Here is a 16,985-nt window from a genome sequence, read left to right on the forward strand (position 1 = left end):
CGCCAGTCCCGTCGTCTCACGTGTGCCTGGCGGGGGGGAGTGAGCGCTCTTGGGTGGCATCGACCGCCAAGGACCAACAGAACTGGCCGACATTGGTGAGGCGCTCAGTCGAGTACGCCCGGTTCTGGTGCATCACCGAAATGTATACATCTGCCGTGCAGTAAACCCGGCTGGTCCGGCTGTCCCACGCCTTGAGCCTCCTCATCGAAACCGGTCTGCCGGTTGGTCTGATCGGAGCAAACTCCGGCTTTGCCTCGGCAGCCATGCTGTCGCGGACGCGTCATGTGCACCTCGGCATCCCCTTGATGGAAACGCGGCGCAGGTCGAAGAACTCCGTGGGGCACGTAAATGCTCAGGGTTCTGGAGGCTGTTGGCCCAAGCTCGGGTCGCGGACTGCTGGCGTGCTGCTGTCGGCCCGCGCGGCACATGCGCACGCGCAGGGTGCCCTTACCCTCGCCACATCCGGCGCAACGCGCTGCCCGGACCGGTGCCATGTCGCAGCGCCCCGACGATATGCAGGAGCAGGAGCAGCATCAGCATTTTGGTCAGCACGCCGTGTGCGGCAAAACCCAGGTCGGAAAGGCTCTCGGATGGCGGAGCGATGGGCGGCACGGTCCAGTGATCGAAGTAGAGCGTGTCGATGCCGGTCGCAGAACTTGCCGCCCAGCCGGTAAGGGGGATCGCCAGCAGCAGCAGGTAGAGCGACCAGTGCACCGTTCTGGCGAGGTACAGCTCCCACGGATGCTGCATCGCGCGCAAGACCGGAGGCGGCGAGTAGCGGTGCCAGGCGAGGCGGACAAGGACGAGGACGAGAATTGTCAGCCCGATGGATTTGTGCAGCCCGAAGAGCCAGAAGTTCGACAGGTCCGGCGTCATCCGGTCGATCCAGGTGCCGAGCCCGAGCATTCCGAGGATCGCCAGCGCGATCCCCCAGTGCAGGACGCGGCTGAGAAGCCCGTAGCCTTCGGCGGTGTTTGCGAAACGCATGTCCTAGTCCACCCGCACGATCCACGCGGTGATGTCGAGTTGCACCTCGTCACCGACCGCATCGGGCCACCCTGTCGCGCCGAAGGCACTGCGCTGGATTGCGCCGGTCAGACGGATGATCAGGTGGTCCAGATCGCCCGGATCGGATCCGACGGGGCGCGCGAAGACCGCGTAGAGCGAGACCGGCTGAGTCACGCCGCGCAGGGTCAGCGCGCCATCAATCACCGCGCCATTGCCACTGCGGCGAACCCGCGTGCTGCGAAAACCGATGGTGGGATGGCGGCGGGCGTCGAGCACTTTTGGTCCCTTCATCGCCTGTGCCGCGAAGGGAAAGCTCGCCACAGCGCTGCGCACGTCGAGCGTGACACTCACGTTGCTGCGCGCTACGTCGCGAAAATCAAGCTCCAGATCGGCCGCCGAAACCGGGAAGTTCCCGGTGATCTTGCTGTTGCCGAAATCGGTCGAGAATCCGACCTGCGAGCCCGAGCCGTCGAGCAGGTAGTGCGTCGCTGCGGACGCGGGCGCGACACTTAGGAGGGCCAGTACGAGTGCCAGCAGCGCGGCGCGCATCCTGCCATCTGGCGGGCGTCGGAGCGGTGTCATGTCGGTCCTCCTCGGACATCGCGGGAGGTTGCGCTCCCGTTCGGATAGATTGCTGGGCGTGAATGCCCCGCGGTGCTGGCTCAGGTGCCGGTGATCTGCGCGTAGGCGTCGCGTGAAATGTCGTGCAGCCGGTCTCGGGTCAGGTCCCCGATGACCGCGCAGCCAAGGTTGTCATCGTACCACCAGTAACCGCGCACTGCGTCTCGCTGGGCGAACTGGAAGGCGGATTCCTCGCGTCCGGGCCCCGGCGCGACGTAGAGCACGAGTCGCCGCTGGTCGGCGTCGCTGTACATCAGCAACACGGCGGGCCCACTCGCGTCTGGCAATACCCGTCCGCCCATCAGGCTGAAGCCGTGCCTGCTGAGATCAGGCAGGACGATCCGTTCGCCAAGCCGGTTCGACAGCCAGTTGGTCAGGTGTGGTTCCTCGGAGGCGGCAACCTCGACAGGGTGCCTGCGCTCGACGGTATAGGTCGCGTAGGCGCGAAAGGCGGCACTGGCCAGCGCCTGATCGGGATCTGCGCCGCCGGTCAGCCGGCTCCCCACCGCGCCACCTGTTGCACCGATCGCCAGCAGCGCCACCACCGCCGCGATCCGGGCCCAGATCGTCGAGGTGCGCTCGCCACGGCGTTCGGCCCGCGCGATAACTTCGCGATGTCTTTCCGGCACCCGCTCGCGCGCCACTGGTTCGTAAAGGGCGCGCAGGGCCGCATCCTGTCGATCCCACTCGGCGAGGCTCTCGCGCAGCGCCGGATCCTCGGCTGTCATCGTGACCAGCCGCGCCCGGTCCGCTTCGTCGCCGTGGCGGAGGCGCAGGATACCTTCGTCTGAGCGGTCGGAAGTTGTCACGTCTGCGATCCTTCGGTTCGGGGCGACCGGTGCTCGGGCCGGCCGGTCATTCCACGCAGCGCCGCCCTGGCCCGCGCGATCCGCGAGGCGACGGTGCCTTCGGGGACCGCGAGGATCCGGGCCGCCTCGGTGAGGGTCATTCCTTCGACGGCAACAAGCAGTAGGGCGGCGCGCTGATCGTCGGGCAGGCGCGCCATCGCCGCGTGGACCTCGCGCAGTGCCATCTGCGCGTCCTGCGGTGCGGGCTGCCCTGGGTCGGGAACGGCTTCGAACGGCACCAGTTGCGCCCGGCCACGGGCACTCCGGAGGCCATCGCGGAACCGGTTGAGCAGGATACGGAACAGCCAGCTTCGGACGTCGCCCTCGCCACGCCAGAACTGGCGCCGTGCCACGGCCCGTTCGAGACAGTCCTGAACGAGGTCTTCCGCGCGGTCACTGTCACGCACCAGCGCATGGGCATAGCGCCGGAGGGCAGGGATGGCGGTCTCGATCTCGTCCAGGAGCGTCATTCGCGCCCTGCTTCAATTGGGCTTGGCAGCATGCCACACGCCGTTCACGCCGTCTCCGGTCACGTCACCCGGGGCCGTGTCCTTGATCCAAAGATAGAGCGGCTGGCCGTCATACGTCCACTGGATCTGCCCGTCGGACCGTTCGACCGTTGCGAACTCGCCCTCGGCCACCGCGCCATCCGGCGCCAGCAGCGGCGGCCAGTTCTCGGCGCACTTGTCGTAGCAGGCGGACTTCCCGCCCTCGTCCTTGTCGAAGGTGTAGAGGGTCATCCCCTTGGCATCGGTCAGCACCATGCCCACCGACGTCTCGTGCTCCATGATGCCGGTCTCGGCCATCGCTCCGCCCGCACTCAACGCCGCGAAAATGCCGAGGCAGATCGCTGTCCGTATCTGTCTTGAACCCATGTCTTGTTCTCCCTGCCGACCAGCTGCGCCGGTCTTTGCCGGGCCGTCCACAGCGGACGACCTTTAGGAAAGACGTTGGCGCGCGAGAGTTTGTCCCGACTTTCTGAGCCTCTCACGCGACTGTGATGTGGAGGGTCAAGTGAGCCCGGGTTCCGATTGCCGATGGCGATTGCCTGCTTGCCGGGTGCCTCGGCCACCCGTCGCGCTATATTGACCTTGACGTCGTTGCTCGGGGCTTCGAGAACGAGCGCACAGCGAGAGTTGCATCAGGGATAGACCGATGAAGTTTCACTTTCCAATCGTCATCATCGACGAGGATTTCCGGTCCGAGAATACCTCCGGCCTTGGCATTAGGGCACTGGCCGAAGCTATTGAAAAGGAAGGCTTCGAGGTGCTGGGCGCGACCAGTTATGGCGACCTGTCGCAATTCGCGCAGCAGCAGAGCCGCGCCTCGGCCTTTGTCCTCTCCATCGACGACGAGGAGTTCACCCCGGGCCCGGACCTCGATCCGGCGGTGCTGAACCTGCGCAACTTCATCGAGGAGGTCCGGTCCAAGAACGAGGACGTGCCGATCTATGTCTACGGCGAGACCAAAACATCGCGGCATCTGCCGAACAACGTCCTGCGCGAGTTGCACGGCTTCATCCACGCTTTCGAGGATACGCCCGAATTCGTCGCCCGCCACATCATCCGCGAGGCCAAGAACTACCTCGAATACATCCAGCCGCCCTTCTTCAAGGCGCTTCTCGATTATGCCGAAGACGGTTCCTACTCGTGGCATTGCCCCGGGCACTCGGGCGGCGTCGCCTTTCTGAAGTCGCCCATCGGGCAGATGTATCACCAGTTCTACGGCGAGAACATGCTGCGCGCGGACGTCTGCAACTCGGTCGAGGAACTCGGCCAGCTGCTGGATCACGACGGGGCCATCGGAGAATCGGAGAAGAACGCGGCGCGGATCTTCAACGCGGATCACTGCTACTTCGTCACCAACGGCACCTCGACCTCCAACAAGATGGTCTGGCATCACAACGTGGCCGCCGGTGACGTGGTGCTGGTCGACCGCAACTGCCACAAGTCGATCCTGCATGCGATCATCATGATCGGCGCGATCCCGATCTTCCTCAAGCCGACCCGCAACCACTGGGGCATCATCGGCCCCATCCAGCGATCGGAGTTCGAGCGCGAGTCGATCAAGGAGAAGATCCGCGCACATCCGCTGCTTGAAGGGGTCGATCCGGAGACGGTCAAGCCGCGCATCCTGTCCCTGACGCAATCGACCTACGACGGCGTTCTCTACAACACCGAAGTGGTGAAGGAACTGCTCGACGGCTACGTCGACACGTTGCATTTCGACGAGGCGTGGCTGCCGCACGCGGCCTTCCACCCCTTCTACGGCACCTATCATGCCATGGGTCGCAAACGGGGCCGGACCAAGCATTCGGTGACCTACGCGACGCAATCGGTGCACAAGCTGCTGGCCGGTATCAGCCAGGCCAGCCACATCCTCGTTCAGGACAGCGAAGAGACCAAGCTCGACCGGCACCTGTTCAACGAATCCTACCTGATGCACACCTCAACCAGCCCGCAGTACTCGATCATCGCAAGCTGCGATGTGGCGGCGGCCATGATGGAGCCCCCGGGCGGCACGGCGCTGGTCGAGGAGAGCCTCATGGAGGCGCTCGATTTCCGCCGCGCCATGCGGCAGGTCGACGAGGAATACGGCAACGACTGGTGGTTCAAGGTCTGGGGTCCGGATGACCTCGCCGAGGAAGGCGTCGGCCGCGCCAAGGACTGGGAGCTGAAGAAGACCGACAGCGAGGCCGTGGAAAGCTCGGGCGAAGACGCGTGGCACGGCTTTGGCGACATGGCGCGCGGCTTCAACATGCTCGACCCGATCAAGGCCACGATCATCACGCCGGGCCTGAACATCGACGGGCGGTTCGAGGAGAGCGGGATCCCGGCCTCCATCGTTTCGAAGTACCTCGCCGAGCACGGCGTCGTGGTAGAAAAGACCGGGCTCTACAGCTTCTTCATCATGTTCACCATCGGCATCACCAAGGGCCGCTGGAACACGCTTCTCGCCGCGCTCCAGCAGTGCAAGGACGATTACGACCGCAACCAGCCGCTGTGGCGCGTGATGCCGGAGTTCTGCGCCAAGCAGCCCCGGTACGAGCGCATGGGGCTGCGTGATCTGTCGCAGCACGTCCACCAGCTCTATGCCAAGTACGACGTGGCGCGGCTCTCGACCGAGATCTATCTCGGCGATCACCATCCGGCGATGTCGCCGACCGAGGCGTTTTCTCACATCGCGCGGCGCAAGACCCAGCGGGTGCCGATCGACGAGCTTGAGGGGCGCGTGACCACGAGCCTCGTGACGCCTTACCCGCCGGGCATTCCGCTGCTGATCCCGGGCGAGGTTTTCAGCAAGGAGATCGTGGATTACCTCCGGTTCAACCGTGAATTCTCGCGCGAGTGTCCGGGCTTCGAGACCGACATTCACGGTCTGGTGCAGGAGCCGGGGGAGAACGGCGAGGTCATGTACTTCGCTGACTGCGTCGCAGAGTAGGGCGACACAGCCGCGGCCGACATGCGAGTTGGTCGCGGCAATGGAAGGGCGCTAATCCGTCAGAGCATTGCCGCGCGGGGTAGCTTGTTGCTGTGTTCTTCGGACAGGTGAGGGCTTCCCTGGCCCTCAGCTTCCCGTTGCACTCAAAGCGACCTGAAGCCGTGCGGAACTGCAGAAACAGCGCTGGGCGTATTCGAGTTTGCGCTGGGACCCGTCGGATTGGGCGGTGGCCTGTCGGCAATCGAGGCGAGAGTGCCGGGCGGCAGCATGTTGAAGTGCACAAGGACCAGTTGCACCCTTTCGGATCCGTCAATGTCGGTCGCCTGCGGTAGCAGCGAGTCGGCAGGGCGAAAGAGCACGGCCCCGTCCGTCTCGGACAGTTCGAGCGTGGCGTCGGGCACCGAGATGTCGTCGGCGAAAATGACCAGCGGAACGCTGGCCTGAGCGGAGCCCTGGTCGGTGACGATCTCCATTGCGGCCTCGAGCGTGCTCTCGGGGCTGGTGCTCGAATAGTCCTGTGGCAGGATCAGCCGCACCCCGCGCAGGTCATAGCTGTCCGTCGCTGCATCGTAGGACAGCATGAATGTGCCGCCCGAGAAGCTGCCGACCGGGTTGCCCTCGGCATCGAGCGCAAGGGTGCCATCGGGCAGGCCGGGGAGGGTGAAGTCGAGCGAGAGCGGTACCTCGTCGGGATCCGTCACCACCGCGTCGACGTAGTCTGCCAGCAGCACCTCCAGCGCCGCGTCGGTTTCGTAGGCGACAACGGCGCCATCGACGTCGATATCCGGCTCCGGCGTGACCTGCAGGCCTTGCGCGATGGTGACATGCCCCTCGGGCGTCGTCACGCGGATCAGGTTCAGGATGCCGCCCGAGTAGTCGCCCGGCATCGTCACGGTCAGCGCCTCGGCCTCGGCAACGGTGCCGCGCCAGAGACCACCTCGATCATGCGGAGAGAGCGTCCCCCGTTGACCGTCGCTCCCTCGGGAAGCCCCGCCATGACGATCTCGACCACCGCCGCAAAGCGTGGATCGGAGGGATCGGCGGTTTCCGAACCGTCGGCGTCGGTGATGGCGATGACGATGCCAAGGTCCGCAGTTACCCCGGCGGTGGAATTCGCCGCGCCGCCATCCTCGGCCACCGTCACCAGACGGGGCGCGGCAAGGTCGATGTCGGGCGAAAAGCCGATGTCGACCACCCGCGTCGCGATGGCGGTGCCGTCGGTCGCCGTGTCGACCGTGGGAGAGGAATCTTCGTCGGTCTGGACGCGGAGGGTGAGGGTCAGGGGCAGGGCGGTTCCGCTGGACAGGTCGCTGCGGTTCGCGGTCGAGAAATCGGCGGGAAGGGTCAGGGAAAGGGCATCGTAGGCCGCCGGAATGTCGCCAACCTCTGCCGCCCGCATGATGATGGTAAGGGTCATGGCCCCGGTCGCCGCATCGGTGGCAAGCGTTGCCTCGACGCCTGCGGGCAGGATCAGGCCGAGCTGGGCAAGGGTGATGCCCGCTGGCAGCCCCTCGACCGTCAGGCTGAGGCTTTCCATGCTCTCCGAACCGTCGAGGTCGGTCACCGTGGGCAGGAGCAGGTCCGCGGGCACCACGCGCGTCGGCGCATCGGTCTCGTCGGGCACCGTGTCGGGCAGGCTGTCGTCGATGTCGACATCGCCCTCGGCACGAATGGCAAAGGGGTAGCGGCGGGTCGCGGTGTCCTCGTAGACCGTCGCGACCGTGATGGTCAGGCCCAGCGGTCCGGGCTCGGTGTCGTTGCGGCTCTGGGTCGAGAAGTCGGTCGGGAATACCAGCGTCAGGTCCCGAAACTCGGCATAGGTCCCGCTGAAGTTGAGGGTGAGGCTGCCGTCTCCTGCGCCGGTCAACGCGCCCGCACTGACGAGGATACCGGAGGGCAGGCCGGTCATCTCGATCTCGATGGTCTCGACGAATTCCGAGGCCCGCAGCGGGCCGACCCCGACCGAGATCATTGTCGAGGGTTTGAACTCGATCCGCGCGTCCGTCTCGACCCGCAGCGGCAGGCCGGTCAACCGAATGTCGATCCATCCCGGCGGCACCCCGCCATCGGCCCCGAAGTAGGGCTCCCGGTCGCGTTCGGGCCAAGCGTATTCGGTGGGCGGGAGAAGCGGGTTCAGCGGCAGGCCGACCAGCGGATCGCCCGGCAACACCCGCACCTGATCTCCGGAGCCCGGTGCACTGCTTCCGGGATTCAGGATGAAATTCACCGGGATCCTGTCGATATCGGCGAGGGTCGACCATTCTCCCTCCGGCTCGGCGGTCTCCAGCAGACGCGCAACAGGGATCGGCGCGCCGTCCCAGACCAGAAGGAACCCGCCCGCCGTGGCGTCCTCGATCATGAGGACGGTGCCATCCGGCTGCAGGAACAGGAGGTCGCCGTCCAGCAGGAAGGGGCGTTCGATGCTGCTGCCCGGGGGCAAGATCAGCGCGGCGAGGTCGGCCGGCTCGAACCGGCGGACCGGAACCCCCGCATCCCCAAGCGCCGCCCGCAACGCCTCGCGGCTGGTGGAGCCCGGAAAACTCGTTTGAAGAGGGGTGTTGTCACTTGCCATCGTGCAGACTCCTTCCCGGGTCACGCTAGATTGCGTTTCGGCTCGTGTCATCCTTTGTGTTGTGTGAGGGGAGTGCGGCTCGCCCTTTGATTGAGTGATGTCAGGGCTTGGCCCGGCCTGGGGCGACCGGCACTTGGCTGGCAGATGGGGGAGAGAAGGACAATTTACTGGCGGTGACCGTCAGATGGACAGCGCCATTGCCCGTCGCACCTTGGCCTTGCAGTCCTTCGATAAACCGTTCCTACGCTAAGAGATCGCCAGTTTACGGTGCTATCCCGAGACGCCAATGTCGCAGGAGCGACCCAACGCGCTCAATTTGAGTTGAGAGGCAAAGTAGGCACGCGAGCCCTGTTGGTGCTGCAACAGATTAAGACGTTGACACTGCGATCTAGCACAACGCAGGCACCGCAGAACCGAGAAAGCACACACGAAACGTTAGGAAACTGGCTTAGACTATCGCGAATAGTGTTCGCGCGCCTTCTCCGCATCATCTTTCTCCTCGTATGGAGAATAGGCTAACCTCAAAACGCGGATTCCTCAGGGGAGCAGGTCACCCAAATCCTCCTTAAATCACAACCTCAAATCTGTGCCATTTGTGTTGACGGCGGACAACTCAGCATGCGCGCTTTGAGCTCCCACTTACTAACTAAGATCTTAAACACTTTCCGGAACAACATTCGCGCACACTTATTGATCTCGATTTCCATTTGGCTTCCATACCTCCACTCCGGTCATACCTCAAGAACCGGCGTTCTCGGCAAAATAACTTGGAAGATTCCTGCTGGAATTCAATGAAGTCTCAATAGTTGCAGTCCTCAAGCCGTCTAAAGTACTCTCTCGCAAGATCGAACTGGAGCAACTTCGCCCTGACTGTGTCCGAGACGACGAAGATGCGGGACTGTTTATCTCTGCCGAGAGACATCCCCATTAGGCAGTTGGGGCAAGAAACCAGGCTTTCCCACTTAAAGAAAGTCTTCAGCGGAGCGAACCATTCAACCGATGACTTGTCCAAGTCTACACAGTCTACTGAAACCAAAGGTCTTACGAAAAAGTAACGGCCAGTAAGCTCCCCATCCAAGCACGCAACAGTTACGGGAAACAACTGGTACTCAGCGACGCCTAGAACTGACTTCAGTAGTTTCGCAACTTCAAATGAAACTATCGGAGTGTTTGGAACGCCACGTAAGAAGTGATGGCCAGCGGTGTATTCGCTTGTATACTCGGAGGCCAAAACTATGGCCTTTCTTTCGAGATCAAAGCGCGTTTCAACCCTAGAGATTTCCCCTGAAGGAAGAGTAGAACCTCGAAAGTCATATATGACCGAAACTCCACGCTCTTCTGCCCAAGGGAACCAAGCCCACGGGAACTGATCACTTGCTTTCGCTGCTGTCTTCATAGCTACTCTCCCGAAGTGTCGACATCGTCAGTATCAGTGTCGACGCCATCTCCCACACTGTCCGATACCGCACCAAGTGGTGGCTCTCGTCTACTAGCATTGTTCAGCACGGTCGCTTCAGTCTCGAGTTTTGCCTTAGCCTGCGTCCAGCCTACCTGATCAAGCTATCGCCCGCTCATGTAGAGGAAACCCCGCGTGGAAGTCGCCTTCGGGTTAGGACGAACAAGCGCAAACGTTTGGCCCATATTCCAATAACTCCGGCGCTGGCCGAAGTGATCGACAATATGCCCGTTGGACGATTGTTAATCCTCACAAATGCGAGCGGCAATTGGCTGACGCCTCACCGCGCTTCTGAAGCGGTCCGCCAGTGGCGGGACAAGGCTCGGCTATCTGATGAGTTTCGTTTGTACGACGCTCGCGGCACAGCCGCGACGCGACTTCTTAACGCCGGACTGGAGCTCGCGCATATGGCCAAACACATGGGATGGTCGGTTCTTTATGCGGCTAACGTAATTAAGCATTATGCCCGAGTCTCGGCTGATGAAACTGACGCAGTTCTCGTCAAACTGGCTCAGGCGCGACGGGGGGTAGCATGAACATAGTTATCTAAACGGCCCTGTAAACGACGGGGCGCGCGTACTACCGAAGGCTTCGCAAGTTGTTGATATTAAATGGAGGCGAGTACCGGAATCGAACCGGTCTACACGGATTTGCAATCCGCTGCGTAACCTCTCCGCCAACTCGCCGCCTGAGGTGTGGGATGCCGATTATCTGATCTGTCGCCGCGTCGCAAGCCTTCGCGTTAGGGAAATCGCACTCGGGGCGTTGCCGGGGGGGCAGGGATGTGGCACAACCGCGCGCAAAGGCAGACCAAGTGAGTGCTAACATGACAGATTTTGCCACTCGACGCCGGATGATGGTCGACACCCAGGTGCGCCCTTCGGATGTGACGAAGTTCCCGATAATCGAAGCCATGCTGGCGGTCCCGCGCGAAAACTTCGTGCCGGACGCCCGACGCGATACCGCCTATTCGGACGACAACGTGCCGCTGGCACCGCATCGTGTGCTTTTTGAGCCGCGCACGCTGGCCAAAATCCTCGACCTGCTCGATGTGAAGGGCGACGAGCTCGTAATGCATGTAGGCTGTGGCTACGGCTATTCCTCGGCGGTCGTCGCGCGCATGGCGCAGGCGGTCGTTGCGCTTGAAGAGGACGAGGCAATGGCGGCAGAGGCGCAGACCCTGCTGTCGGACGTCGGCGCGGACAATGTCATCCTGCACGAAGGGTCTCTGGCCCAGGGGGCGGCAGAACACGGGCCTTATGATGTCATTCTCGTCGAAGGCGGGGTCGAAGACCTCCCGGCGGCGCTCGAGGAACAGCTGAAGGACGGCGGGCGCATCGCGTGCCTGTTCGTCGAAGGCGCGCTGGGGGCGGTCCGGATCGGTTACAAGTCCGGCGGGGCCGTGTCCTGGCGTTTCGGATTCAATGCCGGGGCTCCGGTTCTTCCGGGCTTCGAGCGCAAGGCGGTTTTCGCCCTCTGACACGCAGGGCGCATATCGGAACCGGGCTCGGCTCGGATGGACTATCAGGCAAGCCGGACAGTAAGGATCGGCAACCGGAGGCAAGGCAATGCTGAGAGCAGGTTCTCGTGAAATGTTGAAACGTGCGGTGTCCGCCGTCGCGGTTGCCGCGATGGTGGGGCTCGGGGCAGGGGCTGCGCAGGCGGACAACCTGGCCGATGCCATGGTGGGCGCCTACAAGACCAGCGGTCTTCTGGACCAGAACCGCGCCCTGTTGCGGGCGGCGGATGAAGACGTGGCCATCGCCGTGTCGGGGCTGCGCCCCGTCGTCGATTTCATCCTTCAGGCCGAGCGCGATCTGACCCGGACCGGGAACAACAGCATCCGCAACGGTACTATTGGAACCTCGACCGCCACGGCGGCCGTCACCATGGATTGGCTGCTCTATAACAACGGTGCGACCAAGCTCTCCGTCGAGGCGGCGAAGGAAACCGTTCTGGCGACCCGCCAGCAGCTCGTGCAGGTGGAACAGCAGGTGCTTCTGCGTGCCGCCGCGGCCTATTTCGGCTGGCTGCTCCAGCAGGACAACGTGAACCTGCGCCTGAACAACCTCAAGCTTCTGCAGGAAGAACTGCGCGCCGCGCAGGACCGGTTCGACGTGGGCGAAGTCACCCGCACCGACGTCGCGCTGGCCGAGTCGCAGGTGGCTGCGGCCCGCAGCAGCCTCGCCGCGGCAAGCGGTGCGCTGGTGAGTGCGCAGGCCGAGTACCAGTCGGCGGTCGGCAATCTGCCGTCGAGCCTTGCTGGCCGTCCCAACCTTCCGGCCGCGCCGCGCTCGATCGACGACGCCGAGGCGGTTGCCCTGCGCAACCATCCCTCCTTGCTCGCCGCGCAGCACCAGGTGAAAGCCGCCGAACTGACCGTGCAGCAAGTCCGGGCCTCGCAGGGCTTTGCCCTCTCGACCGGCCTCACGCTCAGCCGCACGGACGCGCTGAACACCAGTGCCTATAGCGATGATGCCACGCTCGACCTGACGCTCAGCAAGCGCCTCTATCAGGGCGGGGGCATGAACGCCCAGCTGCGCAAGACCATGGCCTCGCGTGATTCGACCCGGGGCAACCTGCTGACGGTCCAGCGGGACGTGATCCAGAACGTGAACGACGCCTTCGTGTCGCTGCAATCCGCCCAGGCCAGCCTGGCGGCCAGCGAAGAGCAGGTGCGCGCCGCGCAGGTCGCCTTCGACGGTATTCGCGAGGAAGCCACGCTCGGCGCCCGGACCACGCTTGACGTGCTCTCGGCCGAGCAGGAACTGCTCGACGCCCATACCGCCGTGATCTCGGCCCGGACCGATCAGGAAATCGCGGCCTACAGCCTGCTGTCGTCGCAGGGTCTGCTGACCGCCGAACGCCTGAAACTGGGCGTCGAGATCTACGACCCGGCGCTTTACTACAACATGGCCAAGACCGCGCCGGCACAGATCAGCAAGCAGTCGAAGGATCTCGACCGTGTGCTGAAAGCGCTCGGCAAGAACTGACATTTATCGCTATCGGTTGAGCGGTTTTCGGATTCCGGTTACAATTCGTGCCGAGGCAAGAGTGGTAAGAAGATGTCTGATCCCGTGACGAACGTGCAGATCGAGGATGTGCTGTCCTCGATCAGGCGGCTGGTGACCGAGGAAGGCCGGGGGCCGTCCGGTCGCAAGCCGATCCGGCTCGGCAAGGAGCCGGAGGCGGATGCCGCGCGGCAGGTTTCCAAGGATCAGCCCGCTGCACAGCCGGAACCGGCCAAGTCCTCCGGGCGTCTTGTGCTGACGCCGGCGTTGCGTGTCAGCGAGCCGGAGGCGGTGCCCGAGGCTCCGATGCAGATCGGCGCCAAGTTCGAGGACCTGCCTTCGCGCGGCTTGGAACGCGCGCTGGAGTTCCGCCACCTCAAGAGATCGACCGAATCGAAGGAGCCTGCCCCGGCGACGGAAGGCTCCGATGTTCCGTTCCGCTCCGAGCGGGCCGCCGCTGGCGACGCCACCGAGGCACCCTGGCACGATCCGCGGGCGACGCTGCATGGCGCGGCGCGGCAGTTCAGCGCCGGTTATGATGGCGATTTCGATGCACCGCAGGCGGGCAGGGGTTCTGCCAAACCAACCGAGACCCCTGCATCGCCCTTTGCGCCCGACGAGTTCATACTTGCCAAGAGGCCGATGGTTCCCGAGGCAGCAACCAAGTCGGATGCGGCCCTGACCGAAAAGATCAAGGCGCTGGAGGCGGCCATCGCGCAGCGCAAGGACCAGTGGGAACCGGACGGAACGCTGGGAGACGAATACGCGGCACGCCCGTCCGCCTCTATGCCGTGGACCGAGCCGCAGGCAAAACCAGCCGTGACCGAGCCCGCCACCACCGAGAAGGCCGTCACCGAGAAGTCTGACACCGCGGACAAGAGCGGACAGGTCCGGCTTACGCCCGACGCCATCGAAGCCGAGGCGCGTGGGTCTGCCGAGGAGACGCTGAAGCTGCCCGAGGTGCCGCTGGCGGCGCAGGTCGAGGATGACCAGCCCGAGGAAGAACTCGACGTCGACATCGTGGCCGAGGCCATCGAGGAGGCCGCGGTCGAGGAAGTCGCTTCGCTGGCTGGCGATGACAGCTATATGGACGAGGAATCGCTGCGCGCGCTGGTGGCCGAGATCGTCCGGGAAGAGCTTCAGGGAGCACTGGGCGAGCGTATCACGCGCAACGTGCGCAAGCTGGTCCGCCGCGAAATTCACCGGGCGCTGACCTCTCGCGACCTCGGTTGACGGGGCAGGGGCGAGACCGCCCCACCCAACCGTCAGGCCGTGGTGAAGGGCTCTCTCGCGAGTGCCAGCAGACCGTCCATATCCATGTAGGTTTCAAGGTGATCCGCCAGCGCCTCGAGCGTTGACTCGACCTGTTCCTCAAAGCGCGTCTCGGCGCGGTGACCGAGACGTTCGAGATAGCTGCGCCGGAACGCATCCGATCCGAACAGGCCATGCATGTAGCAGCCGAGCACGCGGCCATCGGCCGAGGCGGCGCCTTCGGTCCTGCCTTCGACGGACAGCCACGCACGGTCGCAGTCCGCCCCTTGCGTCTGGCCCATGTGGATCTCGTAGCCGGATACCGGCTCGCCGCCGGGCAGGGCAGTGCCGTCGCGCAGAACCACCGTCTTGCGGCCCCCCATGACGGTGTGCACGTCCAGAAGGCCGAGCCCTTCGGCCTCTCCGGGCTTTCCATCGACGCCATCCGGGTCCGAGATGGTTTTGCCCAGCATCTGGTAGCCACCGCAGAGGCCGATCACGTGCCCGCCCCTCCGGACATGGCCAAGGATGTCGATGTCCCACCCCTGCGCGCGTAGGTACGCGAGGTCGCCCAGGGTGGTCTTGCTGCCCGGGATCAGGACGAGGTCGGCATCCGCCGGGAGCGGCTTGCCTCCCGGAACGATCTCGACACTCACGGCGGGTTCGGCGGCCAGCGGGTCGAGGTCGTCGAAGTTCGCCATGCGGGGCAGTTGGGGCACCACGACCTTGCAGGCCCCGCCCGGACGCGAGGCGATGTCGAGCATATCCTCGGCAGGCAGGCGCCACGCCTCGCCGAACCAGGGGATCACCCCGAGGCAGGGCCAGCCGGTCCGCTCGGCAATCGCGTCGCGCCCCGCATCAAAGAGGCTCCGGTCACCCCGGAAGCGGTTGACCGCAAAGGCCGCGATCTGGGCGGTGTCCTCCGGATCCAGCACGGTGTGCGTTCCGACCAGTTGGGCAATCACGCCGCCCCGGTCGATGTCGCCGACCAGCACGACGGGGACGTTGGCCGCGCGAGCAAAGCCCATGTTGGCAATGTCGCCATGCCGCAGGTTGATCTCGGCGGGGCTGCCGGCCCCCTCGATCAGGACAAGGTCGGCCCGTTCGCCAAGGCGCCGGAAGCTTTCGAGAACGCGCGGCATGAGCGCGGTCTTGTCGCGCTGATAGGCCTTCGCCTCGGCGTGGCCCAGCCGCTGGCCCTGCACGATGACCTGCGCGCCGGTGTCGGTCTCGGGCTTCAGCAGCACGGGGTTCATGTCGGTATGGGGCGCCAGCCCGGCCGCACGGGCCTGCAGCGCCTGCGCACGCCCGATCTCGCCGCCGTCCTCGGTGACCGCCGCGTTGTTCGACATGTTCTGCGGCTTGAACGGCGCGACCCGGATGCCGCGTCGCCTGCAGGCGCGGGCAAGCCCCGCGACGAGGAGCGACTTGCCGACATTGCTGCCGGTGCCCTGGATCATGATGGCGCGCGTCATTCAGCGATTCCCGTTTTCGCAGCAGGTTGAGCGGATTTCGCCCGGAACGGAAAGGCCGAACTGCCCATTGGGTTTCACCTGTGCAGGGATCGCCTGCTCGGGTCAGGGCTGCTCCGTGACGTCAGGTCACGAAAAAAGCGCGCCCTGAGAGACGCGCTTTTTCGCTGGAAACCAATGTTGGTATCAGGCGGCTTCTGCCTGTTCGGCTGCATGGCGGCGTTCGCTTTCTTCACGCGAAAGAGCCACCGAGGTGCGCACACCACGACCGACGAATTCCATCAGGCCGGACACAACCCGTTCGTTGGGGTCGATCCCCGCGCAGGACAGCACTTCGCGACCATCGCGCGAGCGAGCCCAACGGGCAATCTGTTCCGGACCGTTGCCATACTTCTTGTCATCAGCGATGGCATCATCCAGCGCGGCCAGTACAACAGCCGCAAAAAGTTTACGAGCACGATTGCCTTGTTCATTGTTAAAGGCAGTGCCGTCAACGAAATCTTGCATCTCGTCTTCCTTGTTTTTATTGCTCTTGTCTATTTCGGCGCGGAGCCCCTTATGACGGATCAGATCCGATTCGGGTACCCATCTTTTGCATAGCTACCATGCGCCAGGTACATGTCTCTGATGCGGGCCATAGCGATATCTCGTTGTCTTGCCAGGGCCAACCTCGCGATATATAGGTCCGCGAGATTCAACATCAACCTTGTGCGAAGGTTTTGTCACATGGCCAAGATCAACGGTAACGAAATCCGCCCCGGCAACGTTCTGGAGCACAACGACAGCCTGTGGGCTGCCGTTAAGGTGGATCACGTCAAACCGGGCAAGGGCGGCGCCTTTGCCCAGGTGGAACTGCGCAACCTGCGCAACGGTTCCAAGCTCAACGAACGCTTCCGCAGCGCCGACAAGGTCGAGCGCGTCCGCCTCGAACAGAAGGACATGCAGTTTCTCTACGAGACCGACGGCATGCTGACCTTCATGGACACCGAGACCTACGACCAGGTCGAGCTGCCCGCCGAGATCCTCGGCGAACGCCGCCCGTTCCTGCAGGACGGCATGACCATCCTCGTCGAATTCCACGAGGAAGAAGCGCTGAACGCGACCCTGCCGCAGAAAGTCACCTGCAAGATCGTCGAGACCGAGCCGGTGGTGAAGGGGCAGACTGCTGCCAACTCGTTCAAGCCCGCCGTGCTGGACAACGGCGTGCGCGTCATGGTGCCGCCCTTCGTCGGTCAGGACGAAGACATCATCGTGAACACCGAGACAATGGAATACTCCGAACGGGCCTGATCCCGATCCGGTTTC

16 protein-coding genes and 1 tRNA gene are annotated in these 16,985 nt (G+C 63.9%); 6 read left to right on the forward strand and 11 right to left on the reverse strand.

Translation table 11 applies throughout. The annotated features are described in order from the left end of the window. Positions 1-447: 447 nt before the first annotated feature. The 5 genes from DDT93_RS00985 to DDT93_RS01005 form a co-directional block, all read right to left on the reverse strand. Positions 448-987, reverse strand: coding sequence for a cytochrome b (locus DDT93_RS00985; RefSeq protein WP_109463925.1), 540 nt, complete (start codon positions 985-987; stop codon positions 448-450). Positions 988-990: 3 nt separating this feature from the next. Beyond that, positions 991-1,590, reverse strand: a complete 600-nt coding sequence (locus DDT93_RS00990; protein ID WP_109463926.1) for a YceI family protein — start codon at positions 1,588-1,590, stop codon at positions 991-993. Between the two features lie 80 nt (positions 1,591-1,670). Further along, the gene (locus DDT93_RS00995) at positions 1,671-2,438 is read right to left on the reverse strand and encodes an anti-sigma factor family protein (protein ID WP_109463927.1); all 768 of its coding nucleotides are present in this window, start codon (positions 2,436-2,438) and stop codon (positions 1,671-1,673) included. Next, entirely contained in the window at positions 2,435-2,947 is a 513-nt protein-coding gene (locus DDT93_RS01000) for a sigma-70 family RNA polymerase sigma factor (RefSeq protein ID WP_109463928.1), read from the reverse strand. Before DDT93_RS01000 ends, DDT93_RS00995 begins: the two co-directional genes overlap by 4 nt. A 12-nt stretch (positions 2,948-2,959) precedes the next feature. Continuing rightward, entirely contained in the window at positions 2,960-3,352 is a 393-nt protein-coding gene (locus DDT93_RS01005) for a COG4315 family predicted lipoprotein (RefSeq protein ID WP_109463929.1), read from the reverse strand. A 280-nt stretch (positions 3,353-3,632) separates the two neighbouring features. Between DDT93_RS01005 and DDT93_RS01010 the strand changes: the two genes are divergently transcribed. Next, complete coding sequence (locus tag DDT93_RS01010) at positions 3,633-5,918, forward strand: arginine/lysine/ornithine decarboxylase (protein WP_109463930.1); 2,286 nt, start codon at positions 3,633-3,635, stop codon at positions 5,916-5,918. Positions 5,919-6,061: 143 nt separating this feature from the next. On the opposite strand, the gene DDT93_RS01015 is transcribed toward DDT93_RS01010, so the two are convergent. The 3 genes from DDT93_RS01015 to DDT93_RS26345 form a co-directional block, all read right to left on the reverse strand. Then, positions 6,062-6,811, reverse strand: a complete 750-nt coding sequence (locus tag DDT93_RS01015; RefSeq protein WP_157960057.1) for a hypothetical protein — start codon at positions 6,809-6,811, stop codon at positions 6,062-6,064. Between the two features lie 2 nt (positions 6,812-6,813). Next, positions 6,814-8,490, reverse strand: a complete 1,677-nt coding sequence (locus DDT93_RS01020) for a hypothetical protein (protein ID WP_109463932.1) — start codon at positions 8,488-8,490, stop codon at positions 6,814-6,816. A gap of 799 nt (positions 8,491-9,289) precedes the next feature. Then, positions 9,290-9,886, reverse strand: coding sequence for a hypothetical protein (locus tag DDT93_RS26345; RefSeq protein ID WP_157960058.1), 597 nt, complete (start codon positions 9,884-9,886; stop codon positions 9,290-9,292). 158 nt (positions 9,887-10,044) lie between these two features. Here DDT93_RS26345 and DDT93_RS26850 point away from each other — a divergent pair, with 158 nt between their 5' ends. Next, positions 10,045-10,482, forward strand: a complete 438-nt coding sequence (locus DDT93_RS26850) for a tyrosine-type recombinase/integrase (protein WP_269800941.1) — start codon at positions 10,045-10,047, stop codon at positions 10,480-10,482. Between the two features lie 76 nt (positions 10,483-10,558). Here the strand turns inward: DDT93_RS26850 and DDT93_RS01030 are convergent. Further along, positions 10,559-10,632: transfer RNA gene (locus DDT93_RS01030), tRNA-Cys, on the reverse strand. Positions 10,633-10,772: 140 nt separating this feature from the next. Here DDT93_RS01030 and DDT93_RS01035 point away from each other — a divergent pair. From DDT93_RS01035 to DDT93_RS01045, 3 genes are all read left to right on the forward strand, one after another. Beyond that, complete coding sequence (locus DDT93_RS01035) at positions 10,773-11,426, forward strand: protein-L-isoaspartate O-methyltransferase family protein (RefSeq protein WP_109463934.1); 654 nt, start codon at positions 10,773-10,775, stop codon at positions 11,424-11,426. A 112-nt stretch (positions 11,427-11,538) separates the two neighbouring features. Then, positions 11,539-12,939, forward strand: coding sequence for a TolC family outer membrane protein (locus tag DDT93_RS01040; protein WP_232825343.1), 1,401 nt, complete (start codon positions 11,539-11,541; stop codon positions 12,937-12,939). A gap of 72 nt (positions 12,940-13,011) precedes the next feature. Beyond that, entirely contained in the window at positions 13,012-14,190 is a 1,179-nt protein-coding gene (locus DDT93_RS01045; RefSeq protein WP_109463936.1) for a hypothetical protein, read from the forward strand. A 32-nt stretch (positions 14,191-14,222) separates the two neighbouring features. Here the strand turns inward: DDT93_RS01045 and DDT93_RS01050 are convergent, their stop codons facing one another. Together DDT93_RS01050 and DDT93_RS01055 are read right to left on the reverse strand one after the other, a co-directional pair. Next, the gene (locus DDT93_RS01050) at positions 14,223-15,683 is read right to left on the reverse strand and encodes a cobyric acid synthase (RefSeq protein ID WP_109463937.1); all 1,461 of its coding nucleotides are present in this window, start codon (positions 15,681-15,683) and stop codon (positions 14,223-14,225) included. 183 nt (positions 15,684-15,866) lie between these two features. After that, the gene (locus DDT93_RS01055; protein WP_109463938.1) at positions 15,867-16,187 is read right to left on the reverse strand and encodes a DUF6280 family protein; all 321 of its coding nucleotides are present in this window, start codon (positions 16,185-16,187) and stop codon (positions 15,867-15,869) included. A 219-nt stretch (positions 16,188-16,406) separates the two neighbouring features. Between DDT93_RS01055 and efp the strand changes: the two genes are divergently transcribed. After that, positions 16,407-16,970: an elongation factor P gene (efp, locus tag DDT93_RS01060; RefSeq protein ID WP_109463939.1), complete on the forward strand. Its 564-nt coding sequence runs from the start codon at positions 16,407-16,409 to the stop codon at positions 16,968-16,970. The last annotated feature ends 15 nt before the right edge of the window (positions 16,971-16,985 follow it).

The organism is Albibacillus kandeliae, from assembly GCF_003116585.1.
Taxonomy (GTDB): Bacteria; Pseudomonadota; Alphaproteobacteria; order Rhodobacterales; family Rhodobacteraceae; genus Albibacillus; species Albibacillus kandeliae.

What these genes read in the sequence shown, in the direction of transcription:
- DDT93_RS00985 (WP_109463925.1), bottom strand. Translation starts at nt 987, where the DNA reads ATGCGTTTCGCAAACACCGCCGAAGGCTACGGGCTTCTCAGCCGCGTC.
- DDT93_RS00990 (WP_109463926.1), bottom strand. Translation starts at nt 1,590, where the DNA reads ATGACACCGCTCCGACGCCCGCCAGATGGCAGGATGCGCGCCGCGCTG.
- DDT93_RS01000 (WP_109463928.1), bottom strand. Translation starts at nt 2,947, where the DNA reads ATGACGCTCCTGGACGAGATCGAGACCGCCATCCCTGCCCTCCGGCGC.
- DDT93_RS01005 (WP_109463929.1), bottom strand. Translation starts at nt 3,352, where the DNA reads ATGGGTTCAAGACAGATACGGACAGCGATCTGCCTCGGCATTTTCGCG.
- DDT93_RS01010 (WP_109463930.1), top strand. Translation starts at nt 3,633, where the DNA reads ATGAAGTTTCACTTTCCAATCGTCATCATCGACGAGGATTTCCGGTCC.
- DDT93_RS01020 (WP_109463932.1), bottom strand. Translation starts at nt 8,490, where the DNA reads ATGGCAAGTGACAACACCCCTCTTCAAACGAGTTTTCCGGGCTCCACC.
- DDT93_RS26345 (WP_157960058.1), bottom strand. Translation starts at nt 9,886, where the DNA reads ATGAAGACAGCAGCGAAAGCAAGTGATCAGTTCCCGTGGGCTTGGTTC.
- DDT93_RS01035 (WP_109463934.1), top strand. Translation starts at nt 10,773, where the DNA reads ATGACAGATTTTGCCACTCGACGCCGGATGATGGTCGACACCCAGGTG.
- DDT93_RS01040 (WP_232825343.1), top strand. Translation starts at nt 11,539, where the DNA reads ATGTTGAAACGTGCGGTGTCCGCCGTCGCGGTTGCCGCGATGGTGGGG.
- DDT93_RS01045 (WP_109463936.1), top strand. Translation starts at nt 13,012, where the DNA reads ATGTCTGATCCCGTGACGAACGTGCAGATCGAGGATGTGCTGTCCTCG.
- DDT93_RS01050 (WP_109463937.1), bottom strand. Translation starts at nt 15,683, where the DNA reads ATGACGCGCGCCATCATGATCCAGGGCACCGGCAGCAATGTCGGCAAG.
- DDT93_RS01055 (WP_109463938.1), bottom strand. Translation starts at nt 16,187, where the DNA reads ATGCAAGATTTCGTTGACGGCACTGCCTTTAACAATGAACAAGGCAAT.
- efp (WP_109463939.1), top strand. Translation starts at nt 16,407, where the DNA reads ATGGCCAAGATCAACGGTAACGAAATCCGCCCCGGCAACGTTCTGGAG.